Here is a 20,474-nt window from a genome sequence, read left to right on the forward strand (position 1 = left end):
CATGCAAAAAAACACAGCTAAAAGTGCATTTGCTTAAACTTCAGGCTACCAGGGGTGAAAAAGCCGCCAACGTGACCAAAAGGGCTTTTTGATCAATCTCACTTTATCTCTCGATGCGTTTTTTCCCTTTTGTTAGCTGATAACGTATCAGGTCACACAGTAAAAAAATCAGCAGGCTGATGCCCATCACCGGCAGGCAAAACCCTAGCAGCAGTGTCAAACTCACGATCAGCAGTAACGGGACGATAGGCGTTTTGCGTAATAGCATTAGCGGGGATCGCTGGGGTTGACGCACCACCCGTGTCGGCCGGGTGCGCCACCACATCACGTACCCGGTCACCACCATCGCCGCCAGCCCGGCGGCAAACATCACCAGCACCAGTTCATTGGCCAGACCGAACAAAACTCCCATATGCAAATCGATGCCCCAGCGCGTCAACTTCGCCGCTAACGGATATTGTGCAAAGCTGACCCGTTCGACCACAGCCATGCTCACAGGATCGAGGGCGACGGCATCGACCTGCGTCGGCCAACTGCGATCGATTTCCATCACCGCCCAGGCTCTTCCAGGAGTTGGCTGTTTGATTTCAATTTTCGCTGCCTTGATACCTGCCAAGCGCGCAGCGGCTAATGCGCGGTCATAGTCTGCACCGTTGATCGGAGCCAACGATATTGGCGGGTGCATTTCATGCCCACAATGTTCAGCATGTTCATCAACAGGCTCTTTCCCCAGTACGGTTGATAGGGATGGCGTCGCCCAGCCGAATTGTTGACGTAGCATGCTGATGTTCCCCCCTGCCCATTGCGACCAAGTCAGTCCCGTAACGGAGAAAAACAATAGCCCTATCAGCAGCAGCACACCGAATTTTTCATGCAGCCTACGCAGCCCTTTCCCAGAAGCTTTCGCCTGCCGACGTTGCCGTGCGCCCCATAGGATCAAGCCCCCCAGCGCAGTAACCCACAGCCAGGAGGCCGCAAGCTCGCTGTAATTACGTCCCAAATCTCCCAGTAATAGGCTTCGATGAAATTGATCCAACCAAGTACGCAACGGCAATACGCCGCTGGTGCCATAGACGATCAGCGTACCCTGCAACTGCGCCGTCACCGGATCAACAAACACCGCCAGCCTTTCCGCTGGCTGCAAACCGGCAACATCGAATAACACCCGGGTATTTTCGCCGTCGACGGGAGAGGGCCGCACGGCGGAAAGCACGGCGTGCGACGGGGCGAACGCTTGGGCTGCACTAACCTGCCGTTGCAACGGTAACACCGTTCCTCTGCTGTCGTTATACAACTGGCGTGCGTATAGGTGCGATTCGATTTGCGGCGTCAGTGCATATAAAATTCCGCTCAGCGCCGCCAACAGCAGAAATGGGCCGACAAATAAACCGATATAAAAATGAATACGCTTCACCAACGGAATAAACCAACTGCCGGTTGTCACTCGCTGTTTACTATTTTTGGCAGCCACTGATAACGTAGAAATATGCTCTGGCATCATGCATTGCTCATATTAATAGAAGATGGCAGCGAAATTTACCCGAACCAACTCCAATTAACAAATAGTTTTATTATTTTTTCGTATTATTTCTCATTAATGTTACAATATAGCCACATTGGGTTTCACTCTTTTAGCCCACGAGAACCGCCTACGGTGAAATTATCAACGACACATAGGCGTATACCAACCTGGGGCTATTCGCGATGCTGATGGTTTGCATTGCGCCTTTACCCCCTGACCATAACCATAAAATTTTAAAAAAACAATGATATATCAAGGCTGTTTGGCAGAATTTCCGCTACCATTCACCAGACGTTAATGGGGCATAGGCCAGAACCACGCTAGGCTTCTATCAAACGTGAGTACTACCGAGAGGCTATTTATTCCCATTAATCAGCTAGTTTTTACGCTTTATTTATTAAGGCAGGAGTGCTCTCGTTTAAAATAAACAGAGTGCCCCAGAAAAATCAGCTTTTATTAGCACGGTTTCTTATTTTAATTTCCTATTTTCTTATTGTACAGGTTATATCGAGTTCACCAGAGCAGCACGATGATAACGCGAATTTTTTCTACCCGGATCACAGATTGTGATAAAGATAGTTCATGATTTTTTTGCGGGCGTTTTCACCCTTGATCCTGGCATCCACATGACATCCACCTGGTGCAATGAACAGCGAATACTCGCGCTCCTCATCAGATAGCCACACATCTGGCTTTTATGTCGCCGTCTGGACACTGATGGTGCCATTTGACAAGATACACATCGGCATTGGCAATACTTCTCTGGGTTTGCTGCTGTGCATCGGTGTGGGGTCTATGCTGGGAATGCCACCGACCGGCAAGTGGGACTGCCGCTCAGTGGTTCTGCGGGCCAGTCCAGCGTTAATCGGCTTTATCCAATCTGGCGGTAGCTTTACCTGCATTGTGACGCTGTTGCTGGCAGTCACCGACAGCAACAGAGCAGTCATCCGCTGATTTCAGGAGCACGCAGTCAACTATGCAAAACAAACAACTGACTATCAGTTCAAGTAATATTACCCGTAGCTTCTGGCTGTTTATTGTGTTGCTGACGATTGGCATCGGTCTATACGGTTATAACTACACTAACGCCTGGCTGGTGGAAAAAAAATATGCGCTGACCAACATCACTAACGCGCTGCAAAAACGCATCAATAGTTATCACTATATTACCTATCAGATCTACGACAAGTTCAGCAATGTTCCCTCGCTGAGTATCGATCCCAGCTTGCAGGAGACCCGGCTGCGACCAAATGTCTACTACGTTGAAAAAATGCACAAGAAAACTGATGCGGTGATCTTCGGTAGCCATGACGACAACACGCTGGCGATGGTCGCCAATATCTCGGACTATCTGGATACCCGCTGGGGCGCCAAGACCGAAAATTACGCCATGTATTATCTCAACGGCCAAGATAACAGTCTCAGCCTTATCACCACCCAGCCGTTGAGAGAGCTAGCCTCACGTTTACAGGAAAGCTATCTGGCCACCTCGGTGGAAGAGCACCGTGCAGAAATGCTGCAACAGGCCAATATGCTCAACGAACGCGAAAGTTTCTTGGGTTTGCGTAAGCAACACTTCCGCAATGTTTACTTCTTCTCCATGCTCACCACCTTTAACCAACCGGGGCATCTGGCCACAGTGATCGCCTTCGTTCTGCCAATCAACGATATTATCCCAGCCAATATGGCGCTCTCAAGCTTCCTGTTGGAACCAAGCAATATCGATTTAGATGACAGCGCGATACCTGCGGGAAACGCGCTCAACGCCTATGTGACAATGGCTGGCAACTGGGTAGAATTCAGCGCATCACTTCCCAATACACCGTTGAAGATGGTTTACCGCGTTTCAGCACTCAATCTGGCTTGCGATCTGCTGCGCAACAATATCTGGTTGATCATTATCAATCTCCTATTGTTGGTGCTGTCGATGATGAGCATTTATTTTATCCGCCGCCAATACATCCCCCCAAGCGAGAGCATGGCCGTTGAGCTAGAGGCCGAACGCGCATTGAATCAGGAGATCATCACCAGTCTCCCTTGCGGCCTGCTGGTGTACAACTTCGCTAGCAATAGGGTGATCGTCAGCAATAAAATTGGCGAACATCTGCTGCCACATCTCAATCTGAATAAAATCGCCCATATGGCCGAGCAGCATCACAGTATGATACAGGCAACGGTGAATAATGAGATGTACGAGATCTGTATCTTCCGTAGCCAGCTATCACCCGAATCCTATCTGTTTCTGCTAAACGATCAGAATAGAGAAATAATGGTCAACAAATGGTTGCAGCAGGCACGGCGCGAATACGATAAAAATATCCGGGCACGCAAGCTGATGCTGCATAATTTGGGCATTGAGCTGAACGAGCCGCTACGCCTAATACATGGTCTAGCCGAGCGCCTGCGCAACCAACCGGATAGAAAGCAGCAGACGCTGCTGAACCAGCTGGCGGCGAGTTCCTCCTCGGTGTTAGAACTGATTGAAAACATCACCCTGCTCACCCAGTTGGAAACCCAAGACTGGCAACCTTCACACCAGTCATTCGCCCCGGTAGCAATGATTGATGAGTTGCTGCTGGAAGCCTTGCCAGCGATCAATCAAAAAGGGCTGGCGCTGTTTAACCATTTCCATCTGGATGTCGATCAACGTTACATAAGCGATGCCAGTGCGCTACGCAAGGTCATCTCGTTGTTAGTGAATTACGCCATCACCACTACTGCCTACGGCAAGGTTTCACTGGTGATCGATCATGAGCCAGGCCATGCGGATCGGTTGATATTCCACATCAATGATACCGGCTCTGGCATCTCCGATGAGGAGATCAGTAACCTTAGCTATCCTTTCCTCAGCCAAACGCAGGTGGATCGTTTTAATCATGGTTCCGGTCTCACCTTCTTCCTGTGCAACCAACTGTGTAAAAAGCTCAATGGTCAGTTGAATATCTGTAGCAAAGTGGATATCGGTACCCGCCATACCATTCGCATCGCCATGGAAATGGAGAAAAAAGCGGCGGAAAAGCAGGAGAAACTGCTTGATGGTGTCACCGCCCTGCTGGACATCACCTCGAAAGAGGTGCGCGGTATTGTGACTGAGCAACTGCAAGCTTACGGTGCCGATTGCCTGGTCGACGAAGATCGCCAGATCAACTGCGATTATGACTTACTACTGACCGATAACCCACAGCGGACAGATGATGACACGCTGTTGTTGGCTGGCGATGAAATGGGCTGGCAACAACTAGGAAAACGTTACATCCGAGTAAACTATAACTTGAGTGGTGCAATGCTAGACGCCGTGCTGATGCTGCTCGAACAGCAAATGGCCGTTCCGGAACAAGAGAAAAACCCGTTCACGTTGAACATCGAAGATACCCAACCCTATGAAAAACAATTGAAATCAAGCAATTACCATGACCTATTTGTCGAGACAGTACCCGACGATGTCAAAAAACTGTATACTGAGGCAGGCAGCAGTAATTTGCATGCGCTGTCGCAAACCGTACACCGCCTGAAGGGCGTGTTTGCCATGTTAAATCTGCTTCCCGGCAAGCAACTGTGTGAATCATTAGAGCAGCACATCACTGATGGTGATACACGCAATATCGGGAATAACATCAGTCAGATTGATTTTTTCGTCAGCAGACTGCTGGAGCAAGGTAGCCAACAACATGAATGACCTGAACGTAATTATTGCTGATGACCATCCTATCGTGCTGTTTGGCATCCGAAAGTCACTTGAGCAAATTGAATGGGTGAATGTGGTTGGGGAATTTGAAGACTCAACAGCACTGATCAACAGTTTGTCCATGCTGGACGCCAACGTACTGATCACCGATCTTTCTATGCCGGGTGACAAATATGGCGATGGCATCACCCTGATTAAGTACATCAAACGTCACTATCCGCAGTTGTCGATTATTGTACTCACCATGAACAACAACCCTGCCATCTTAAGCACAGTGTTGGATCTAGACATCGCTGGCATCGTACTGAAACAGGGCGCGCCGACCGATCTACCTAAAGCGCTGGCCGCCTTGCAGAATGGTAAGAAGTTCACGCCAGAAAGCGTAACCAAACTACTGGAAAAAATCAGCGCCAACGGCTATGGCGACAAACGTCTTTCGCCAAAAGAAAGCGAAGTACTTCGCCTGTTCGCCGAGGGCTTTCTGGTCACCGAGATCGCCAAGAAACTCAACCGCAGTATCAAGACTATCAGCAGCCAGAAGAAATCGGCGATGATGAAACTGGGCGTAGAGAACGACATCGCCTTACTCAACTACCTGTCTTCCATAAGCATGACGCCGCTGGACAGAGAATGATCGTGCTGGTATTCACATGCTCTTTAAAAAGCACGCCTCCCTCCGGGCCTTTTGCTTTTCAGGTCTCGGAACGGGATTTGCCGCACCTGCTGGCTGTAATAGGCCAACGTCTGTTCCAGCATTTTTAGCGATATTGGCTTCGGCAGACAGTTATCCATTCCCGCCTTAATACAGCGTTGTTTCTCTTCCGCCAGCGCATTTGCTGTGACACCTATCACCGGCAAGGTAACGTTCAACTGCCTCAGGTGCTGTGTCAACCGGTAGCCGTCCATATTCGGCATATTGACATCGGTCAGCACGATATCAACGCTATGGTGATTCATTACGCCAAGCGCATCGACACCATCATTGGCAGTGACTACCTGATAACCCAGTGAACTGATCTGGTCGGATAGCAACTGACGGTTGATAGGATGATCATCGATCACCAGCAAATGAATATCGCCATTGTTTGATATGTTAGCCTTAGCAGGCACGGGCAATGGTATCGGCATACTGCTGCCTTGTTCGCCAACGCCAAACAGTTGGTTGAGCCGCGCCAGAATTTCACGCGGGGTTGAGGTGCTGTATATCCAATAACCTAAGCGGGTTTCCAGCGGGGGGCCAATGTGTGAGGTCGAAAACTGGAACTGTGCCAGCAACGGAGTATCAACCATTATTGGATGGTCGCTTATCATCACGTCGCTTGTTGCGACCTGCTGCCCTTCATGGCGTAGCACCCTAGCACCGTAACCGTCCAGGATTTCCATCAAAAAGCTTTCCAACCGCTGGTTGCGGATATTTAACCACAACGTTTTACCCTGCCAAATGTCGCTGGCCTGCGGGATCGGGAATTGGATGTTGAAGAGGGGGATGCGGATAGTGAACAGGCTGCCCAACCCCGGTTCAGATATAACGGCGATATCGCCATCCATCAAGTTGATCAGCTTCTCACAGATAGCAAGCCCCAGTCCGGTACCCTGGAAGTGGCGCTGAACGCCGGTGCCGACCTGGAAGAACGGATCGAATAGACGGGGAATTTCCTTCTCTGGAATGCCGATACCGGTATCGCGCACGCTGAACTCCAGGTAGCTGTCGTAGGTGCAAACCTGCAAGATGATACAGCCAGTATCGGTAAATTTGATGGCATTATTGAGTAGGTTGGACAGCACCTGCTGTAACCGCATCGGATCAGCGCAGATGCGTTCCGGCACGTTCTGTGTGATAAAGCAGTACAATCCCAGACGTTTTTTCACCACCAGCGGCAAATAGTTGCCAGCGATATGGGTGATGACCTCCAGGCAGGAAAACTCTCGCGGTTCAATTTTCAACTGCTCGGATTCGATTTTGGAGAAATCAAGGATATCGCTGATGATCTGCAGTAACAGCCCAGAAGAATTGTTCATCGCAGTGACTAAGCGGTCAACACTTTGTGGCAACGTCTTGGTTTGCAACAGATCAAGGTTGCCGATAATACCGTATAGCGGCGTGCGTAGTTCATGGCTCACCGTGGCCAGGAACATCGATTTAGACTGGCTGGCCTGCTCCGCCGCCGCCGCCATCTCTTGCAGCGACTTTTCCATTTTGACGCGGGCGCTGACATCCACCAGTACACAGATCGCCACATCCTCATTGCGGTAGCGCGAATGCACAAAGCTGATTTGCAAATTATTTTTATTACTGGACATCACATTGACAAAGTTTACCTGCTGCGCGCAGATGATGCGCATAATGCGCTCGCGGTCTTCGTGCGTTAGCAGATTGATATAATTGTGTGCCAGTTCATTGCTCAAAATATTAGTGCCATCGCTGATGCGTAGGATACAGATACCTACTGGGGCCGACGCAACAATTTTGCGGTTGAACTGCTCATGCTCTTCCAGCCGGAAAGCGTTGTCTTCCGCTGGCAAGAACATTTTGCGTTCAAACAGCCAGGCCAGCGAAAACAGTACCAAAGCTGACAGCAGGTTTAACTGCACTGCATTGATGATCAGTGTGTTGAAACGCTCCGCCACGATCTCCACCGGCAGCGCATAAACAATGCTGAGTGAGGATGGCGGTAGCATCCTCTTCATAATCAGGTCACGGTAGTTATCAGCATAGCCGAAGTAGGCAGGGGCATCGGGGTAGCTCTTGAGCGATGTGGCAGAACGCTCGCCGTCTGCCAGGCGCAGTATCGGTTCATTGTTCTCGTCCAGTAGGGTAATGCTGATCGGCAGGTTACCCGTGGTGACAAAATCCTCCAACCTTATGGTCTGCTCAATACCCATCTGTGCCTCCAGCTTATTGCCAATATAAATTGGCGTCAGCATATACAGATAACCAATATCTGGCCGCTGTTGGCTGGGGCTTACCCAGTACAGATTATTGTCTTTGCCCTGACTCATGGCATTGTAGTGGCTCAAGGTACGTTCGTGCAGAGATTTCAGCACGTTATCATGGTTGCCCACGTCGTTACCGCCGCCCAGTTCCACCATGCACAGGCCATTACCAGCAATAAAAAATACCCGGTTAAGATCATAGGCCGCGACAAAGTTCTCTTTCCAAGACTGGATTAATCGGCTCAGTGACTCAAGCGATCTACGATAGGGGGGATTCAGCGTACAATTGGATCCTGGGGACAGCGGGAAAAATTGCGGCGGCTGACCTTTGCCAGGAATGAGGCTAGTGAATATGTCCTGACTGCTGACCAAACCATTGAGGCGATTTTCCGCCATGTACTTGATGTCGCGGATAATATCGGCAGAGTGACGGATATAGCCCTGAGCCTGCTCAAACTCCGAGTTGTATTCCATGCGGATATCTGATTCTTTTTGATGCAGGATATTCAGAATATATAAGGTGGTGAGCAGCGCCCCCAACGACCACAGCATAATCGCCAGCATCCTGAAAAGATAGCGGGATATCCTCAGCGCAGTTCGGAAAGAAGCTAAATATTTCAATCTGATACCATATAAAAGTAAACGTCGGCGCACGCGATCAACAAAGCTTTAGTCTGCGGTTTATTAGCCTAGTAATTAAACCATGTAACCCAAAAAGGGCCTAGCATCACCGCTAGGCCCTTTTGTAGCAATGGTGTTTCACCACTTAGACGTACTCATCATCCCACTTAGTCTGTGGTATCGGTGTCATCGCCATCATCCAGCGGTGTCGCCTCTTCTCCCGTCTCTTCTGCACCCGGCTCCAAGCTGTCCAGCTCTTCGTCTTCCACGGGTTCAGCCACGCGCTGGAGGCCGACAACATTCTCGTCTTCAGCAGTGCGGATCAGTGTGACACCTTGGGTATTACGACCCACCACGCTGACCTCCGACACCCTGGTGCGCACCAAGGTACCGGCATCAGTGATCATCATGATCTGGTCAGTGGTTTCTACTTGTACGGCACCGACTACCTGACCATTGCGCTCACTCACTTTGATGGAGATAACCCCCTGAGTGGCGCGCGACTTAGTCGGGTATTCGGTAATTGCGGTGCGTTTGCCAAAGCCATTTTGGGTCACAGTCAAGATATCGCCTGCACCACGCGGCACGATCAGCGAGATAACGCTGTCGCCTACCCCCAGGTTGATACCGCGCACACCAGTGGCGGTACGCCCCATAGAACGCACCTGCGTTTCAGGGAAGCGCACCACTTTACCACTGGCGGAAAACAGCATCACTTCGTTGCTACCGTCAGTCAGATCGACACCAATCAGTTCGTCGCCCTCATTGAGATTAACGGCAATAATACCGGCGCTGCGCGGACGGCTGAACTCGGTCAATGCAGTTTTCTTCACCGTGCCACTGGCCGTCGCCATAAATACATGGCGTCCTTCTTCATACTCACGCACCGGCAAGATAGCGGTAATACGCTCATTGGCTTCCAGCGGCAGCAGGTTGACGATTGGACGACCGCGTGCAGCACGACTGGCTTCAGGCAGTTGGTATACCTTCATCCAGTACAGACGGCCACGGCTGGAGAAGCACAGGATGGTATCATGGGTGTTGGCCACCAACAGACGATCAATAAAATCTTCTTCCTTGATGCGGGCGGCAGAGCGGCCTTTGCCGCCACGGCGTTGGGCTTCATAATCAGACAGCGGCTGATACTTCACATAGCCCTGATGCGACAGTGTCACCACTACATCTTCCTGATTGATCAGGTCTTCAATGTTGATGTCTGACGTATTGGCGGTGATTTCGGTGCGACGGCTATCGCTGTACTGCTCTTTGACCGCCACCAACTCTTCGCGGATCACGTCCATCAGACGATCCGGGTTTTCCAGAATAAAAATCAGCCCAGCGATAACGTTCAGCAACTCTTTATATTCGTCCAGCAGCTTCTCATGCTCTAAGCCGGTCAATTTTTGCAGCCGCAGATCCAAAATCGCCTGAGCCTGTTGCTCAGTCAGATAATACTTGCCATCACGGATGCCGAATTCCGGCTCCAACCACTCTGGGCGAGCGGCATCATCACCGGCACGTTCTAGCATCGCACGCACGTTGCCCAGTTCCCAAGCCTGAGCCACTAGCGCAACTTTGGCTTCCGCAGGGGTTGGTACACGACGGATCAGCTCAATGATCGGATCGATGTTAGCCAGCGCGATAGCCAGCGCTTCCAAGATATGAGCGCGTTCGCGGGCTTTACGCAGTTCGAAAATGGTACGGCGTGTCACCACTTCACGGCGATGACGAACAAAGGACAGCAGAATGTCTTTCAGGTTCAGCAATTTCGGCTGCCCCTGATGCAACGCCACCATGTTGATACCAAAAGTCACCTGCAACTGGGTTAGCGCATACAGGTTGTTCAGCACCACTTCACCCACCGCGTCGCGTTTAACTTCGATCACGATACGCATGCCGTCTTTGTCGGATTCGTCACGCAGTGCACTGATACCTTCTACGCGTTTTTCTTTCACCAACTCGGCGATCTTTTCAATCAAACGCGCCTTGTTCACCTGATAGGGGATCTCGTGAACGATGATAGTTTCGCGTCCGGTTTTGGCATCGCTTTCCACCTCTGCGCGCGCGCGCAGGTAGATTTTACCGCGCCCAGTACGGTAGGCTTCTTCAATGCCACGGCGACCGTTGATGATCGCCGCAGTCGGGAAGTCCGGCCCTGGGATGTGTGCCATCAAGCCTTCTATACTGATGTTTTCATCATCGATATAGGCCAGGCAGCCATTGATAACTTCTGACAGGTTATGCGGTGGAATATTGGTGGCCATACCCACAGCAATGCCCGAGGCACCATTAATCAATAGATTCGGGATCTTTGCCGGCATAACGGCCGGGATCTGCTCGGTGCCATCGTAGTTAGGCACGAAGTCCACCGTTTCTTTTTCCAGATCCGCCAGCAGTTCGTGAGCAATCTTGGACATACGCACTTCGGTATAACGCATCGCCGCAGCGGAGTCGCCGTCAACGGAACCAAAGTTACCCTGACCATCCACCAGCATATAGCGCAGCGAAAATGGCTGAGCCATACGCACAATGGTGTCATAAACAGCGGTGTCACCGTGTGGGTGATATTTACCGATCACGTCCCCAACGACACGAGCCGATTTTTTGTAGGGTTTATTCCAGTCGTTACCCAATACATTCATCGCGTACAGCACGCGGCGGTGAACCGGCTTTAGTCCATCACGGACATCTGGCAGGGCACGTCCGACGATAACGGACATCGCGTAGTCCAGATACGAGTTTTTTAACTCGTCTTCAATGTTTACCGGTGTGATTTCTCTGGCAAGGTCGCTCATGGAGCTGCTATCCCTCTACTAATGATTCATCTGCCCACTGCCATAGTGGCAAAGGTGTAAAATTATACCATAAAGCACGCTTTACGGGAAAATAACGCTGCCATTTCGCGCGAGTCGTACATCTGTAGTGCAGTAAAAACGCATCGGCGTTGCGCCGGAACATGTATAATCCGTGCAATGAAAACCAGGAGCCAGACACGCCCATGAATGCAGAATCATCCCACCGTGCGCAACAAAATGTCGATCACCAGGAAATCGCCAAGTTCGAGGCCGTGGCCGCCCACTGGTGGGATCTGGCAGGCGAATTCAAGCCTCTGCACCGTATCAACCCATTACGCCTGAACTACATCATGCAGCACGCCGATGGCATTTTTGGCAAAAAGGTGCTTGATGTTGGCTGCGGCGGTGGCATTTTGGCGGAAAGCATGGCACACGAAGGCGCGCAGGTGACAGGCCTGGATATGGGGGCAGAACCACTGCAAGTCGCCCGTCTGCACGCATTGGAAAGCGGTGTGAGTGTGACTTACGTGCAGGAAACGGTGGAAAGCCATGCCCAAGCCAATACACAGCAGTACGATGTGGTTACTTGCATGGAAATGCTCGAGCACGTACCTGATCCGGCCTCGGTGGTGTATGCCTGCGCTCGTCTGGTGAAACCGGGGGGGCATGTGTTTTTCTCTACCATCAATCGCAATGCCAAAGCCTGGCTGCTGGCGGTGATCGGTGCGGAATATATCCTGAAAATGGTGCCGCAGGGCACCCACGACCATAAGAAGTTCATCCGCCCTTCCGAACTGATCGGCTGGGTTGACGGCACGCCACTGCGCGAAAAACACATGATCGGCCTGCATTACAATCCACTCACCGATCATTTCAAACTTGGCCGCAATGTTGATGTAAATTACATGGTTCATATGCAGCACGAAGGTTAATCATCCCAAGCGCCGGCTCTGTTTTTCTGGGGTTTGGCGCATCCTGGCTCAAATGGCGTTTTCTCTAACGTTTAATAAAACGGCAAACGACCAGATATTTGGGTTTTAAAGAAAAATAATATCCCGATATTGACAAACTTGTCGCCCCAGCCACAGCGCGCGCTCACAACCCAAAGCCACATCTTGACCCCATGTTATCCACAGTCTTGTTCACTTGCAAACGCCCTGCTTTCCCACTATCTTGTTACTTCACCGACACGTACCCCCTATATATAGTGTTTACATATGGAGCAGAGCGACTACACTTCTGCTTAGGGGTACCCTACAGACAGGTAACACACCACATGAACCAAAGTCTGCTTGTAACTAAACGCGATGGCCGCAAAGAGCGCATCAACCTCGACAAAATCCACCGGGTCATCGACTGGGCTGCCGAGGGGTTAAACAACATCTCGGTCTCTCAAGTAGAGCTGCGTTCGCATATTCAGTTTTATGACGGCATCAAAACCGCCGATATTCACGAAACCATCATTAAAGCTGCTGCCGATCTGATCTCCCGTGATGCACCAGACTATCAGTATCTGGCCGCGCGCCTGGCAATTTTTCACCTGCGCAAAAAAGCATACGGGCAGTTTGAACCGCCGAAGCTGCACGCTCATGTGATGCGCATGGTAGAGATGGGCAAGTACGATAAGCTTCTACTGGAAGATTACAGCGCTGAAGAGTTTGAGCAGATGGACGCTTTTATCGATCACTGGCGTGACATGAACTTCTCCTATGCGGCCGTCAAGCAGCTAGAAGGCAAGTATCTGGTGCAGAACCGCGTCAGCGGTGAGATCTACGAGAGCGCCCAGTTCCTGTATATTCTGGTAGCCGCCTGCCTGTTCTCTAACTACCCGCGTGAAACCCGTCTGGACTACGTCAAACGTTTCTACAACGCGATTTCCACCTTTAAGATTTCACTGCCTACACCGATCATGTCGGGCGTGCGTACCCCAACCCGCCAGTTCAGCTCATGCGTGCTGATCGAGTGTGGCGATAGCCTGGATTCGATCAACGCTACCTCCAGCGCTATTGTGAAATATGTTTCGCAACGCGCTGGCATCGGTGTCAACGCTGGCCGCATCCGTGCACTGGGCAGCCCGATCCGTGGTGGTGAAGCATTCCACACTGGCTGTATCCCGTTCTACAAACACTTCCAGACCGCCGTGAAATCCTGCTCGCAAGGCGGCGTACGCGGTGGCGCAGCAACGCTGTTCTACCCGATGTGGCATCTGGAAGTGGAAAGCCTGCTGGTGCTAAAAAACAACCGTGGCGTTGAAGGCAACCGCGTGCGCCACATGGACTACGGCGTGCAACTGAATCGCCTGATGTACCAGCGCCTGATCAAGGGGCAAGACATCACTTTATTCAGCCCGTCCGATGTGCCAGGACTGTACGCGGCGTTTTTTGCCGATCAGGACGAATTCGAACGCCTGTACACCCAATATGAGCAAGACGACAGCATTCGCCAGAAACGGGTAAAAGCGGTTGAGCTATTTTCTCTGATGATGCAAGAACGTGCTTCCACTGGCCGCATTTATATTCAGAACGTCGATCACTGCAACACCCATAGTCCGTTCGATCCGCAGATCGCGCCGGTGCGCCAGTCCAACCTATGTCTGGAAATCGCTCTGCCAACCAAGCCACTGGATGACGTCAACGACGAAAACGGCGAAATCGCCCTATGTACGCTGTCCGCCTTCAATCTCGGCACTATCGACAACTTGGACGATCTGGAAGAACTGGCAACTTTGGCGGTGCGTTCACTTGACGCCCTGCTGGACTACCAAGACTACCCGATTAAAGCCGCGCATCGGGGGGCGATGGGTCGCCGTACCTTGGGCGTTGGCGTGATCAACTTCGCCCACTATCTGGCAAAGAACGGCGTACGCTACTCCGATGGCAGTGCTAACAACTTGACCCATAAGACCTTTGAAGCCATTCAGTATTATCTGCTGAAAGCCTCCAACCGCTTGGCGCAGGAACAGGGTGCTTGCCCGTGGTTCAACGAAACCAGCTATTCGCAAGGCATCCTGCCGATCGACACCTATAAAAAAGATTTGGATGTCATCTGCAACGAGCCATTGCACTACGACTGGGAAACCCTGCGTCAAGAGATCCAGGAAACCGGCCTGCGCAACTCAACGCTGTCTGCGCTGATGCCATCGGAAACCTCTTCACAAATTTCCAACGCCACCAACGGCATCGAGCCACCGCGCGGCCATATCAGCATCAAAGCGTCGAAAGACGGTATCCTGCGCCAGGTGGTGCCGGAGTATGAGTGCCTGAAAAATGACTACGAACTGCTGTGGGAGATGCCAAACAACGAAGGTTACCTGCAACTGGTCGGCCTGATGCAAAAGTTTATCGACCAGTCGATCTCCGCCAACACCAACTACGACCCGACCCGTTTCCCAGGCGGCAAGGTGCCGATGAAACAGCTATTGAAAGACCTGCTCACCGCCTATAAGTTCGGCGTCAAAACTCTGTACTACCAGAACACCCGCGACGGTGCGGAAGACATACAGGGAGATTTGCACCCTGCCAAGGCCGATGATGACGGCTGCGAAAGCGGTGCCTGCAAGATCTAATGTTTGACACCCGTGGGCCGGGATCGACGCCTGGTAAGCGTTATCGACACAGGCAGGGCAGCGCGGAGAAACCGGAGCGGACACAAAGTACGTGAGGATTTTGAGCACTGCCCAAGGCCAAAATGGCAAGCAAGATAGCAAATTGGGATTGAGCACTTCCGGCCCCTCATTTAGCCACGTTACGATGGACTAAGGCTTATGGCATATACCACTTTTTCTCAGAATAAAAACAACCCGTTGCTGGAGCCGATGTTTTTCGGCCAGTCGGTCAATGTTGCCCGCTACGACCAACAAAAGCATGAAATATTCGAAAAACTGATCGAGAAACAATTGTCCTTCTTCTGGCGTCCAGAGGAAGTTGATGTCTCCCGTGACCGCATCGACTATCAGGCGCTGCCGGAGCATGAGAAGCACATCTTTATCAGCAACCTGAAGTACCAAACGCTGTTGGACTCCATTCAGGGGCGCAGCCCGAATGTCGCCCTGCTACCGCTGATCTCCATCCCGGAGCTGGAAACCTGGGTGGAAACCTGGTCGTTCTCTGAGACCATCCACTCACGTTCTTATACTCATATCATCCGTAATATCGTCAACGATCCGGCGCTGGTGTTCGACGATATCGTTACCAATGAAGAGATCCTCAAGCGTGCGAAAGACATTTCTGGCTACTATGATGATCTGATCGAAATGACCAGCTACTACCATCTGCTGGGGGAAGGCCGCCACCAGGTGAACGGCAAAACCGTCACCGTCAACCTACGCGCACTGAAAAAACAACTCTATCTGTGCCTGATGAGCGTCAACGCGCTAGAGGCGATCCGCTTCTACGTCAGCTTCGCCTGCTCGTTCGCCTTCGCGGAACGTGAACTGATGGAAGGTAACGCCAAGATCATCAAATTGATTGCCCGTGATGAAGCGCTACACCTCACTGGCACTCAGCATATGCTTAACCTGATGCGTTCCGGTGCTGATGATCCAGAGATGGCAGAAATCGCCGTAGAATGCCAGCAGCAGTGCTACGATCTGTTCGTGCTGGCCGCCCAACAGGAAAAAGAGTGGGCAGAATACCTGTTCCGTGACGGCTCCATGATCGGCCTGAACAAGGACATTTTGTGTCAGTATGTGGAGTACATCAGCAATATCCGCATGCAGGCAGTTGGCCTTGAGCTGCCATTCAAAACCCGCTCCAACCCGATCCCCTGGATCAACGCTTGGCTGGTGTCCGACAACGTACAGGTAGCACCACAGGAAGTAGAAGTCAGCTCTTATCTGGTTGGTCAGATCGACGCAGAAGTGCATGCCGATGATCTGAGCGATTTCGAGCTATAAGCGATGGCGACACCTACCGTGAAGCTGCGTACCACCGGTACGCAGTTTACCTGCCCAAAAAGTGAACACTGCCTGCTTGAGGTACTGGAACTGCATGCGGTTGAAGTGGAGTACCAGTGTCGCTCTGGCTACTGTGGTGCCTGCCGCCTGAAGCTGGTGAAAGGGGAAGTGGCCTATTGCCAACCACCGCTGGCGTTAATCAATGACGGCGAGATCCTGCCCTGCTGTTGCATGCCGCTAACGGACATCGAGCTGGATATCTGATTCACAATAATAGACTGCAATCATCTGGATATCCCCCTGTGACTTGCGAGTTGCCGCGTTGTTGGTTGCAGTTTGAAAAGCGCCGGGTATAAATAGCAAAATCGTAATATAGACAACAGGTAACCTGTGAATCACATGCTTTAACCGCAGAAGGGCTACCATAGCGATATCTATCCGCCTTGTCGCACACACAGTGCCCAAGACGAACAGTCTCAAATAATCGCAGTAAAGAGTAACAGCATTCCCATAACATGAGTTCCCACTATAATATTAGGATTAATAAAGGATACTTCACTGCCATCAAGCATTCTTTACTCGACGATCTCAATAATCTCCAACCCACTGTTTTTGCCACACACTTGGCCACCGTCCAACCAGCGCCGCAGCATGTCCAACGCCAGCATTGCCACCGATGCTTGTCGCAGTTGCAAGCTGTGGTGAGAGGCGCGGTAACGCACGGTTTGCCCCATGCCGCCGCGCGGCGTGTGCAGTACAACGCTAACCTGATCGTCGCTCATAGCGCTGACTGCCAACACCAGCGGGGCACCAGCCAGCTCCGCCAATGAACGGGCGCGCACCAGGGTAGATCCTAGCGTCTCAACACAGTGGGCAGGCAGCAGTTCCCCCTCCACCAGCGGCGCGCCTGCACGCTGTAGTTGCAGATTGAGCAACCCGCCACTGAACTGCTCGCTCAGAGCCAACGTCAACCCCTGCTGATGTAACCGCTGTGTCAGCACTGCTGGCAATCCGGTCGTGCCTTCAAAGATGCAGTTGTCTCCCGCCACCTCCCGCACCTGCTCCCAGGCCAGCATCATTTCAGCGCGTCGGCTTAGCGGGCCAGTGAGCTTCAATTCGATAATCGGGCTGGAAGAGCGATAACCCAATACTACGTCTGGGGGTAGCACCATGTCATCGAGTTCCTCCGCCAGATCGCTTTCGGAGGTGCCGAAGGTGGTCAAACGCAGGCACAGCGGAGGTTCCGGCAGGGCAAAGCGCTGGCGCAGGCGCGGCACAATCTGCTGCTCGATCATCACTTTGAACTCCGACGGAACGCCGGGGGTGAAGAACATCAGGCAGTGATTCAACTGCAAACTGAAACCGCACGCGGTGCCGACCGGATTATCCAGCATCTCGGCGTTAGCCGGTATCTGCGCCTGTTTGCGGTTGGAGGCAGCCATCGGCCGACCGCGCTTGGCGAAATAGGCCTCAATACGTGCCAGCCATGCGACATGTTCAACCAACCCTACGCCGCAGGCATTAGCGGCGGCCAATGCGCTGAGATCATCGCTGGTTGGCCCTAAACCGCCATTAACGATCAGCACGTCGGCAATGTGGCTACGTTCTTGCAGTGTCTCGATCAAAGAAAAGAGGCTGTCCCCTACCGTTTCGCGCCTGCTCATTGGCATACCTTGCTCGAACAGATAATCCGCTAGCCAGGCGGCGTTGGTATCAATAATTTGCCCGTGCAACACCTCATCACCGGTGCTGAGCATCTCCACCCTTAACATCGATTTCTCCCCTATTTTTTGATCATTCCATGATAGAAGGCCGTCAATAATTTTTCACCCAATACCCTCACCAGTCTATACCAAGGCGTCACCTTCCTTTAGGGATAAAAACTCAAAAAATTCTTAATTAATCAAATAAATGTAAAACGGTAAAAACAAGAATAAAACTTACCAAGGCGATACTAAAAATCACTCAGACCCATTTGCCGTAGGCGTTCAATAGGTCTACAACTATTAATGTATTAACCAAGATCAAAGACGACAGTTCTTTGGCAACATGATGATGTTGAACGTTTAAACCGCCCGAGCCTTAACCCAAATACGATAAGGAGCACATGATGAGCAAGAAAGGACTGACCACCACCGCTGGCGCACCGGTTGTTGACAACAACAACGTGATCACCGCAGGAAAACGCGGACCGATGCTTCTGCAAGACGTTTGGTACTTAGAAAAACTGGCCCACTTTGACCGCGAGGTCATCCCTGAGCGCCGCATGCACGCTAAAGGTTCTGGTGCCTACGGCACCTTCACCGTCACCCACGATATTACCCAATATACCCGCGCGAAAATCTTCTCCGACATTGGCAAAAAAACCGACATGTTTGTCCGCTTCTCCACCGTGGCTGGCGAGCGCGGCGCTGCCGATGCCGAGCGTGATATTCGCGGCTTCGCCATGAAGTTCTATACCGAAGAGGGCAACTGGGATCTGGTGGGCAATGATACACCCGTGTTCTACCTGCGTGATCCGCTGAAGTTCCCCGACCTTAACCACGTAGTGAAACGTGATCCGCACACCAACCTGCGCAACCCGGTGTACAAATGGGATTTCTTCTCCCTCCAGCCAGAATCGTTGCACCAATTGACCATCGATTTCAGCGATCGCGGCCTGCCGAAATCCTACCGTCATATGCACGGCTTCGGTAGCCACACCTATAGCTTCATCAATGCCGATAACCAGCGTTTCTGGGTGAAGTTCCACTTCATCTGCCAACAGGGCATTGAAAATCTGATGGATGACGAGGCGGAAGCCATCATCGCCAAGGATCGCGAAAGCTCGCAGCGCGACCTGTTTGAGGCGATTGAGCGCGGTGATTTCCCTCGCTGGAAGCTACAGATCCAGATCATGCCGGAGCACCAAGCCTCGCAAACTCCTTATAACCCGTTTGATCTGACCAAGGTGTGGCCACACGGCGACTACCCGCTGATCGATGTTGGCTTCTTCGAGCTGAACCGCAACCCGGACAACTATTTTTCCGAGGTTGAACAGGTGGCGATGAACCCAGCTAACATCGTGCCAGGCATCAGCTTCTCACCGGACAAAATGTTACAGGGCCGTCTGTTCTCCTACGGTGATGCGCACCGCTACCGTTTGGGCGTGAACCATTACCAGATCCCGGTCAACGCGGCAAAATGCCCGTTCCACAATTATCACCGCGATGGCGCGATGCGCGTGGACGGTAACAGCGGCAACGGGGTAACCTACGAGCCGAACAGCTTCGGTCTGTTCCAGGATCAGCCGAACTTCAGCGAACCGCCGTTGAGTATCGAAGGTGCGGCTGAACACTGGAATCATCGCGAGGACGACGATTACTACAGCCAACCGCGCGCACTGTTTAATCTGCTGAGTGCCGAAGAACATCAACGCATGTTCACCCGCATCGCCGCTGAGCTGTCGCAAGTGCCTGAGCCGATCCAGCGCCGCCAAATCGCACTGTTTACCCAGGTGCATCCAGATTACGGTGCCGGTGTTGCTAAAGAACTCGGCCTGAAGTAAGCCGCCGCTTGGGATCAAAACCGCCCAGCCTGAACTTCAACCTGGGCGGTTTTTTACGCCGCAGAAATTTGTACCGCCACCCATTGCTGCAACTGCTGGCGCGAGATCTTGATGCCGCCCTTGTTCAACTCATTAGGCAAGTTGAACAAGGCTGCGGGGCGTTGGAAACTAGCCAGCCGTTCCTGTGCCCAATTCAGCAGTGCTTCCAGTGTCAATGGCCGCTCGCTGTCGATCACCGCCACCGGGCGTTGACCAAACTCCATATCATCCATCGGTACTACAAACACCTGCAAAATTTGTGGGTGTGTTGCCAGTACGCGCTCAATATCTTCCGGTTGTACGCCTTCCCCACCGCTGAAAAACAGGTTGTCCAGCCGACCGAAAACACGCAGTTCCCCCTGCACCATCACGCCGCGATCCTGGGTATGGAACCAGCCTTGGTCATCGGCCAGCAGTTGCAAACCACCCTGCCGCCA

General features: G+C 51.9%; 13 protein-coding genes. 8 read left to right on the top strand and 5 right to left on the bottom strand.

What is annotated here, in order from left to right:
* Positions 1-103 precede the first annotated feature (103 nt).
* Positions 104-1,498: a PepSY-associated TM helix domain-containing protein gene (locus tag SYMBAF_RS07545; protein WP_040265637.1), complete on the bottom strand. Its 1,395-nt coding sequence runs from the start codon at positions 1,496-1,498 to the stop codon at positions 104-106.
* Between the two features lie 669 nt (positions 1,499-2,167).
* Here SYMBAF_RS07545 and SYMBAF_RS07550 point away from each other — a divergent pair.
* From SYMBAF_RS07550 to rcsB, 3 genes are read left to right on the top strand one after another with little or no spacing between them, the layout of a single operon-like run.
* On the top strand, positions 2,168-2,476 hold the full coding sequence (locus SYMBAF_RS07550; RefSeq protein ID WP_040265635.1) for a hypothetical protein: 309 nt from the start codon (positions 2,168-2,170) through the stop codon (positions 2,474-2,476).
* A 22-nt stretch (positions 2,477-2,498) separates the two neighbouring features.
* Positions 2,499-5,198 carry a phosphotransferase RcsD gene (gene rcsD / locus SYMBAF_RS07555; RefSeq protein WP_040265633.1) on the top strand — a complete coding sequence of 900 codons (2,700 nt, stop codon included), beginning with the start codon at positions 2,499-2,501 and terminating at the stop codon, positions 5,196-5,198.
* Complete coding sequence (gene rcsB, locus SYMBAF_RS07560) at positions 5,191-5,841, top strand: response regulator transcription factor RcsB (protein WP_006708199.1); 651 nt, start codon at positions 5,191-5,193, stop codon at positions 5,839-5,841. Before rcsD ends, rcsB begins: the two co-directional genes overlap by 8 nt.
* A 23-nt stretch (positions 5,842-5,864) precedes the next feature.
* On the opposite strand, the gene rcsC is transcribed toward rcsB, so the two are convergent.
* Complete coding sequence (gene rcsC, locus SYMBAF_RS07565) at positions 5,865-8,762, bottom strand: two-component system sensor histidine kinase RcsC (RefSeq protein ID WP_052447811.1); 2,898 nt, start codon at positions 8,760-8,762, stop codon at positions 5,865-5,867.
* A gap of 167 nt (positions 8,763-8,929) precedes the next feature.
* A complete protein-coding gene (gyrA, locus tag SYMBAF_RS07570; protein ID WP_040265632.1) occupies positions 8,930-11,557 on the bottom strand; it encodes a DNA topoisomerase (ATP-hydrolyzing) subunit A in 2,628 nt (875 codons plus the stop codon).
* A gap of 203 nt (positions 11,558-11,760) precedes the next feature.
* On the opposite strand from gyrA, the gene ubiG reads away from it, so the two are divergent.
* The 4 genes from ubiG to yfaE all read left to right on the top strand — a co-directional run bounded on the left by ubiG (position 11,761) and on the right by yfaE (position 16,715).
* Positions 11,761-12,489, top strand: coding sequence for a bifunctional 2-polyprenyl-6-hydroxyphenol methylase/3-demethylubiquinol 3-O-methyltransferase UbiG (gene ubiG / locus SYMBAF_RS07575; RefSeq protein ID WP_040265630.1), 729 nt, complete (start codon positions 11,761-11,763; stop codon positions 12,487-12,489).
* A gap of 344 nt (positions 12,490-12,833) precedes the next feature.
* The gene (gene nrdA / locus SYMBAF_RS07580; protein WP_040265629.1) at positions 12,834-15,122 is read left to right on the top strand and encodes a class 1a ribonucleoside-diphosphate reductase subunit alpha; all 2,289 of its coding nucleotides are present in this window, start codon (positions 12,834-12,836) and stop codon (positions 15,120-15,122) included.
* Positions 15,123-15,320: 198 nt separating this feature from the next.
* Positions 15,321-16,451: a class Ia ribonucleoside-diphosphate reductase subunit beta gene (gene nrdB, locus SYMBAF_RS07585; RefSeq protein ID WP_040265627.1), complete on the top strand. Its 1,131-nt coding sequence runs from the start codon at positions 15,321-15,323 to the stop codon at positions 16,449-16,451.
* Between the two features lie 3 nt (positions 16,452-16,454).
* Entirely contained in the window at positions 16,455-16,715 is a 261-nt protein-coding gene (gene yfaE, locus SYMBAF_RS07590) for a class I ribonucleotide reductase maintenance protein YfaE (protein ID WP_040265626.1), read from the top strand.
* A gap of 311 nt (positions 16,716-17,026) precedes the next feature.
* Here yfaE and SYMBAF_RS07595 read toward each other — a convergent pair whose 3' ends face one another.
* Positions 17,027-18,223 carry a nicotinamide mononucleotide deamidase-related protein YfaY gene (locus tag SYMBAF_RS07595; RefSeq protein ID WP_040265625.1) on the bottom strand — a complete coding sequence of 399 codons (1,197 nt, stop codon included), beginning with the start codon at positions 18,221-18,223 and terminating at the stop codon, positions 17,027-17,029.
* 335 nt (positions 18,224-18,558) lie between these two features.
* On the opposite strand from SYMBAF_RS07595, the gene SYMBAF_RS07600 reads away from it, so the two are divergent.
* Positions 18,559-19,998, top strand: coding sequence for a catalase (locus tag SYMBAF_RS07600; protein WP_052447810.1), 1,440 nt, complete (start codon positions 18,559-18,561; stop codon positions 19,996-19,998).
* 53 nt (positions 19,999-20,051) lie between these two features.
* Here the strand turns inward: SYMBAF_RS07600 and SYMBAF_RS07605 are convergent, their stop codons facing one another.
* The gene (locus SYMBAF_RS07605; protein ID WP_082026980.1) at positions 20,052-20,459 is read right to left on the bottom strand and encodes an AMP-binding enzyme; all 408 of its coding nucleotides are present in this window, start codon (positions 20,457-20,459) and stop codon (positions 20,052-20,054) included.
* Positions 20,460-20,474: the final 15 nt, after the last annotated feature.

The organism is Serratia symbiotica (genome assembly GCF_000821185.2).
Lineage (GTDB): Bacteria > Pseudomonadota > Gammaproteobacteria > Enterobacterales > Enterobacteriaceae > Serratia > Serratia symbiotica.

Bases quoted from the DNA above. Each gene is read 5' to 3' on its own strand.
- SYMBAF_RS07545 (WP_040265637.1), bottom strand. From the start codon at position 1,498: ATGCCAGAGCATATTTCTACGTTATCAGTGGCTGCCAAAAATAGTAAA.
- SYMBAF_RS07550 (WP_040265635.1), top strand. From the start codon at position 2,168: ATGAACAGCGAATACTCGCGCTCCTCATCAGATAGCCACACATCTGGC.
- rcsD (WP_040265633.1), top strand. From the start codon at position 2,499: ATGCAAAACAAACAACTGACTATCAGTTCAAGTAATATTACCCGTAGC.
- rcsB (WP_006708199.1), top strand. From the start codon at position 5,191: ATGAATGACCTGAACGTAATTATTGCTGATGACCATCCTATCGTGCTG.
- gyrA (WP_040265632.1), bottom strand. From the start codon at position 11,557: ATGAGCGACCTTGCCAGAGAAATCACACCGGTAAACATTGAAGACGAG.
- ubiG (WP_040265630.1), top strand. From the start codon at position 11,761: ATGAATGCAGAATCATCCCACCGTGCGCAACAAAATGTCGATCACCAG.
- nrdA (WP_040265629.1), top strand. From the start codon at position 12,834: ATGAACCAAAGTCTGCTTGTAACTAAACGCGATGGCCGCAAAGAGCGC.
- nrdB (WP_040265627.1), top strand. From the start codon at position 15,321: ATGGCATATACCACTTTTTCTCAGAATAAAAACAACCCGTTGCTGGAG.
- yfaE (WP_040265626.1), top strand. From the start codon at position 16,455: ATGGCGACACCTACCGTGAAGCTGCGTACCACCGGTACGCAGTTTACC.
- SYMBAF_RS07595 (WP_040265625.1), bottom strand. From the start codon at position 18,223: ATGTTAAGGGTGGAGATGCTCAGCACCGGTGATGAGGTGTTGCACGGG.
- SYMBAF_RS07600 (WP_052447810.1), top strand. From the start codon at position 18,559: ATGATGAGCAAGAAAGGACTGACCACCACCGCTGGCGCACCGGTTGTT.